Here is a 5,738-nt window from a genome sequence, read left to right on the forward strand (position 1 = left end):
CCCGTAATAGGGGGGCGGGCCGCCGCCGGGCTTTCTCGACGCGGTGGCCGACAGTCGCCGTCCGGGCGCGGTACGGGCCCTGGCGGGGCCCGCTCGCTCGGACGGCGCCAGTGGGGAGCCGGTCACCTGGGGCAGGACGCTAGGCCCGACCGTCACGGGGCTGCGCGGGCATGACCGCTATTGGATGAAACCGTGCGCACGGTGACCGCACGCGATCGCTCCACTCGCGCTCGTACGGGAAGATTTCGGCCGCCCTTGATCGAAGCGGCGAATGAGGCTGACCTGACTGCCGGCGGGTGATAAGGCCCCGGATACTGTCGGGCCTCATGGACGTACTGATTCACGCCGTCGTCGGCCTGCACATCATCGGCATCGCGGCCCTGCTCGGCGGCTTTCTCACCCAGATGAAGGCCATGGGCAAGGGCGAGGCGCGCATGGTCCCGGCGATGCTGCACGGCGCGCTGACCATGCTGGTGACGGGCGTCGCGCTGGTCGGTCTCGACCAGTCGCAGGACTACTCGCTCAACACCGTCAAGATCGGAATCAAGCTGGCGTTCCTGGTCGTGATCCTCGGCCTGGTCTATGTGAAGCGGGACGACGAGAAGGTGGAGCCGCCCGTCTTCGGCATCGTGGGGGCCCTGACCGTCGCCAACATCTTCATCGCCCTGCTGTGGACGTGATCGGCTCCGGCCGGGCCCCCGAAGGGGGCGTGAGACAGGCCCCCAGCGCTCGGGAGGGTGTGATCTACGCCGGTCGCACGCTCCCGTAGATCGGCATGTAGAAGATCGATTCCACCCGCACGCTCGCCCCCGGCTTCGGCGCGTGGATCATCTTCCCGTCGCCGATGTACATGCCGACGTGGCTGATGTCGTCGTAGAAGAAGACCAGGTCACCCGGTTGGAGATCATCCGTGGCGACCCGCGTCCCGGTCTTGACCTGATCCCAGGTGGTCCGCGGCAGATCGACCCCGGCCGCCTTCCACGCCGCCTGGGTCAGCCCCGAGCAGTCGTACGAATTGGGCCCGGTGGCGCCCCACACGTACGGCTTGCCCATCTGTGCGCGAGCAAAGGCGATGGCCTTGTCGGCCTTGGCGGAGTGCGTCCCGGAGTGAGACCCGGAGGGGGCCCCGGAGTCGGAGCCGTCTCCCTTGTGGCCGCTTTCCGAGCCCGATCCAGAGCCCGATCCCGAGCCCTGCTCCTTCTTCTTCGCGGCCTCTTCCTGTTTGCGCTTCTCGGCCTGGCGTTTCGCCAGTTCCTCGGCCTTCTTCTTGGCCGCCGCCTCCTTCTTCCGCTCGATCTCGGCCAGCCGCGCCTTCTCCTGGGCCGTCAGCTTCGACAGCAGTTCCCGCGCCTCGCCGAGCTTGCCCTGGACTGTCTCCTTCTTCGCCCTCAGCTGCTTCTGCGAATCGGTGAGCGCGGCCAGGTTCCGTACCGCCTCGCCCCGGTCCTTGGCCGCTGTCTTCTGCTGCGTACGGAACTCCCGTACGGCCTGCTCCTGCCGGCCGGTCATCCGGTCGATCAGATGCGTCTGGTCGAACCAGCTCTGCGGGTCGGAGGCGAACAGCAGGTTCGCGGTCTGGCTCATGCCGCCGTCGCGGTACTGCGCCGCGGCGTACGCCCCGAGCGCGCGCCGCGCGTCATTGAGCTTCCCGGTGCGCTTGGCCACGTCGTCGAGCAGCCGGTCGACCTTGCCGCTCTGCGCGTCCGTACGCTCCTTGGCCGCGTTGTACTCCTGCGTGGCCGTGCCCGCCTGCCGGTACAGGGCGTCCACATGGCGCTGGACTTCCTCGACGGAGGGCTTGGGGGCTGTGGGGCGGCCCGGAGCGGCGTGCGCGGTCTGGGAGAGCAGGGTGGCGGAGGCCAGGGCCGCGGTCGTGAGGCCGACGGCGGTGCGGCGGCGGGTGGGCGTGTCGAGCGGCCCGTACCCGGTCCTGCGGGGCTTGCGGTGTGACGCCAAGGGAGGCGACTCCTTCCGTGGACCGCCTACCGGGTTAGCTGTCGGGTTCGGGCGGGTTTGGAAGGTTTGTGCCCTACGGTCCGTACGGGCGCACGGGCGCGCCACGCGTGCGTACGGGCCGATTCACCCCGGTGGTGCGTGTGGGTCCCCGGCTCCGGGCGCCTCGCGGCGCGGCCGGACTCGGCGTTGGCGGCCCGTGCAGACGGGACGTCGGCGGGGGGACGGGCTGCCTGAGCGAGCACCGTAGCCAACGTGTGGTGCCGCTGTGAAGGCTGGTGTGCGATATGCCGGAACCGTTCCGTGACTTTGTCTTCCGCGTCCTGAGCTGCCCGTCTTCGCCTGGTTCGGGGCTCTTGGCGGCGGCTTTCCGTCCCTGTCTCCGGCCCCTCCGCCCCCTGTTTTCCACAGGCGGAGCCGCGTGTCGGTGGGGCGGCCTAGACTCGGTGGGCGATGAGCAGCCTCTTTGACGACAGCTTCCTGGCGGACCTCGAACCTTCGGGCGAGGAGCCCCCGCCGCCGCCCGAGGACGCCGCACCGGAGCCGGTGCCGGACGACCTCTTCGGGGGCGCCTTCGACGCGCCCGTACAGCGGTCCGGCCCGGCCTCGGGACAGGGCGGTTCCGGAGCGCGCGACGCGTACTACCGGGACGGCGCGCCCCGGCCCGTCATCGACCCCGCCGCGCTGCTGGAGGGGCTCAATGAGGAACAGCGCGCCGCGGTGGTGCACAGCGGCGGGCCGCTGCTGATCGTCGCCGGAGCCGGATCCGGCAAGACGCGCGTGCTCACGCACCGGATCGCGCATCTGCTGGGCGCGCGCGGCGTGCACCCCGGCCAGATCCTCGCGATCACCTTCACCAACAAGGCCGCGGGCGAGATGAAGGAGCGCGTCGGCGACCTCGTCGGCCCCCGGGCGAACGCGATGTGGGTGCTCACCTTCCACAGCGCCTGTGTGCGCATCCTGCGCCGCGAGTCGAAGAAGCTCGGCTTCACCTCATCCTTCTCGATCTACGACGCCGCCGACTCCAAGCGGCTGATGGCGCTGGTCTGCCGGGACCTGGACCTCGATCCGAAGCGCTTCCCGCCCAAGTCCTTCAGCGCCAAGATCTCGAACCTGAAGAACGAGCTGATCGATGAGGAGGAGTTCGCCGGGCAAGCCGCCGACGGATTCGAGAAGACTCTCGCCGAGGCGTACGCGATGTACCAGGCGAGGCTGCGCGAGGCGAACGCGCTGGACTTCGACGACATCATCATGACCACGGTCCACCTGCTCCAGGCGTTCCCGGACGTCGCGGACCACTACCGGCGCCGCTTCCGGCACGTGCTGGTGGACGAGTACCAGGACACCAACCACGCCCAGTACACCCTGGTGCGCGAGCTGGTGGGCGCCGGCACGGACGAGGTCCCGGCCGCCGAGGTGTGCGTCGTGGGCGACGCCGACCAGTCGATCTACGCGTTCCGGGGCGCGACCATCCGCAACATCCTCCAGTTCGAGGAGGACTACCCGGACGCGACGACGATCCTGCTGGAGCAGAACTACCGCTCCACCCAGACCATCCTCAGCGCCGCCAACGCCGTCATCGAGCGCAACGAGAACCGCCGCCCCAAGAACCTGTGGACCGAGGCCGGGGCCGGCGCCACCATCACCGGCTATGTCGCCGACACCGAGCACGACGAGGCCCAGTTCGTCGCCGACGAGATCGACCGGCTCACGGACGCGGGCGACGCCAAGGCCGGCGACGTCGCGATCTTCTACCGCACCAACGCCCAGTCCCGTGTCTTCGAGGAGATCCTCATCCGGGTCGGGCTGCCCTACAAGGTCGTCGGCGGCGTCCGCTTCTACGAGCGCAAGGAGGTCCGCGACGTCCTCGCCTACCTGCGCGTCCTCGCCAACCCCGAGGACACCGTCCCGCTGCGCCGCATCCTCAACGTGCCCAAGCGCGGCATCGGCGACCGCGCCGAGGCGATGATCGACGCGCTGTCGCTGCGCGAGAAGATCACCTTTCCGCAGGCCCTGCGCCGCGTCGACGAGGCGTACGGCATGGCGGCCCGCTCCGCCAACGCCGTCAAGCGCTTCAACGTCCTCATGGAGGAGCTGCGCACGGTCGTCGAGTCGGGCGCCGGGCCCGCGACCGTACTGGAAGCGGTGCTGGAGCGCACGGGCTATCTCGCCGAGCTCCAGGCGTCCACCGATCCGCAGGACGAGACCCGCATCGAGAACCTCCAGGAACTGGCCGCTGTGGCCCTGGAGTTCGAGCAGGAGCGCGACGAGGAGAACCCGGGCACGCTGGCGGACTTCCTGGAGAAGGTGGCCCTGGTCGCCGACTCCGACCAGATCCCGGACGAGGACGGCGACGGCGGCGGCGTCGTCACGCTGATGACGCTGCACACGGCGAAGGGTCTGGAGTTCCCCGTCGTCTTCCTGACCGGCCTGGAGGACGGCGTCTTCCCGCACATGCGGGCGCTCGGCCAGACCAAGGAGCTGGAGGAGGAGCGGCGGCTCGCCTACGTGGGCATCACGCGGGCGCGCGAGCGGCTGTATCTGACCCGGTCGACGATGCGCAGCGCGTGGGGCCAGCCGTCCTACAACCCGGCCTCCCGCTTCCTGGAGGAGATCCCCGAGGAGTACGTGAAGTGGAAGCGGACCGGTCCCGCGACGCCTTCGGCGTCGATGGGGTCGGTCGGCTCGGGCCGGTCGGGCTCCGGAAGCTCGGGCGGATCGGGCGGATCGGGCGGTTCCGGCGGCGGGATCATGTCCTCGCTCTCCTCGTCGCGCTCCAAGGCGGGCCCGAGCGGCTTCGCGACGCGCCGGGCGGGCGACCGCCCGGTGGTCCAGCTGGCGGTCGGCGACCGGGTCACGCACGACTCGTTCGGGCTCGGCACGGTCGTGACGGTCAAGGGCAGCGGGGACAACGCGGAGGCGACGATCGACTTCGGCGAGGCGAAGCCGAAGCGGCTGCTGCTGCGGTACGCGCCGGTCGAGAAGCTGTAGCGGGCGTACGGGCGTACGGGCGTACGGGCGTCAGCGGCGGTACGGGGGCGGGGCCGGGCTTCGGCGACGGGCTCGGCCCACGGGCTCCGTGCTTACGTCGGGTCGAGGCCGTGGGAGCGGAGCCAGGGCAGCGGGTCGATGGCCGCGCCGCTGCCGGGGCGCACCTCGAAGTGCATGTGCGGGCCGGTGGAGTTGCCCGAGCTGCCGGAGTAGGCGATGACGTCGCCGGCCTTGACCGTGCCGGACCGGATCTTGTTGCTGCTCAGGTGGCAGTACCAGGTCTCGGTGCCGTCGGGGGAGGTCACCATGGCCATGTTGCCGTAGGCGGAGTTGTACTGCGTGCGCACGGTGCCGTCGGTCGCGGCCATCACAGGGGTGCCGTAGCCGACCGGGAAGTCGATGCCGGTGTGCACGGACATCCAGTTGACGCCCGCCTGCCCGAAGTAGGCGCTGAGCCCTTTCTGTTTCACCGGCAGCAGGATCTTGGGGCGCTCGGCCTCCTTGCGGCGCGCTTCATCGGCTTTTCGTTTCTTCTCTTCGGCCTGGCGGGCTTTGAGGTCGATCCGCTGCTGGGTGCGGCTGGCCCGGTCGGCGAAGTCGTCGGCGTCCCTGCTGACCCCGGCGAGCTGGGTGTCCAGCTTGCTGTTGGCGGCGGACGGCTTGACGGTGGCCGGGTCGGGCGCCGACGCCTCGGTGCTCTTGCCGTCGCCGCCGCTTCCGTTTCCGGTGACGCTCGCCGCGGCGATCCCGGCGACGCCGATGGCGGCGACGGAGGGGACCGCGATGGTCAGGAG

At 70.3% G+C, this 5,738-nt stretch carries 4 protein-coding genes and 1 riboswitch; of the genes, 2 read left to right on the forward strand and 2 right to left on the reverse strand.

Annotated elements, in window-relative coordinates:
* Window positions 1–326 precede the first annotated feature (326 nt).
* A complete protein-coding gene (locus ACFU99_RS30680) occupies window positions 327–680 on the forward strand; it encodes a hypothetical protein (RefSeq protein ID WP_384398211.1) in 354 nt (117 codons plus the stop codon).
* A gap of 64 nt (window positions 681–744) precedes the next feature.
* Here ACFU99_RS30680 and ACFU99_RS30685 read toward each other — a convergent pair whose 3' ends face one another.
* Entirely contained in the window at window positions 745–1,956 is a 1,212-nt protein-coding gene (locus tag ACFU99_RS30685; RefSeq protein WP_384398213.1) for an NlpC/P60 family protein, read from the reverse strand.
* A gap of 7 nt (window positions 1,957–1,963) precedes the next feature.
* Window positions 1,964–2,152: riboswitch (cyclic di-AMP (ydaO/yuaA leader) on the reverse strand.
* A 254-nt stretch (window positions 2,153–2,406) separates the two neighbouring features.
* Between ACFU99_RS30685 and pcrA the strand changes: the two genes are divergently transcribed.
* A complete protein-coding gene (pcrA, locus tag ACFU99_RS30690) occupies window positions 2,407–4,944 on the forward strand; it encodes a DNA helicase PcrA (RefSeq protein ID WP_384398215.1) in 2,538 nt (845 codons plus the stop codon).
* Between the two features lie 92 nt (window positions 4,945–5,036).
* On the opposite strand, the gene ACFU99_RS30695 is transcribed toward pcrA, so the two are convergent.
* Window positions 5,037–5,738 (reverse strand): M23 family metallopeptidase (locus ACFU99_RS30695; protein ID WP_384398217.1); only part of this gene is annotated, 702 nt, incomplete at its 5' end.

This window comes from Streptomyces sp. NPDC057654 (assembly GCF_042800135.1).
In the GTDB taxonomy this organism is placed as follows: Bacteria; Actinomycetota; Actinomycetes; order Streptomycetales; family Streptomycetaceae; genus Streptomyces.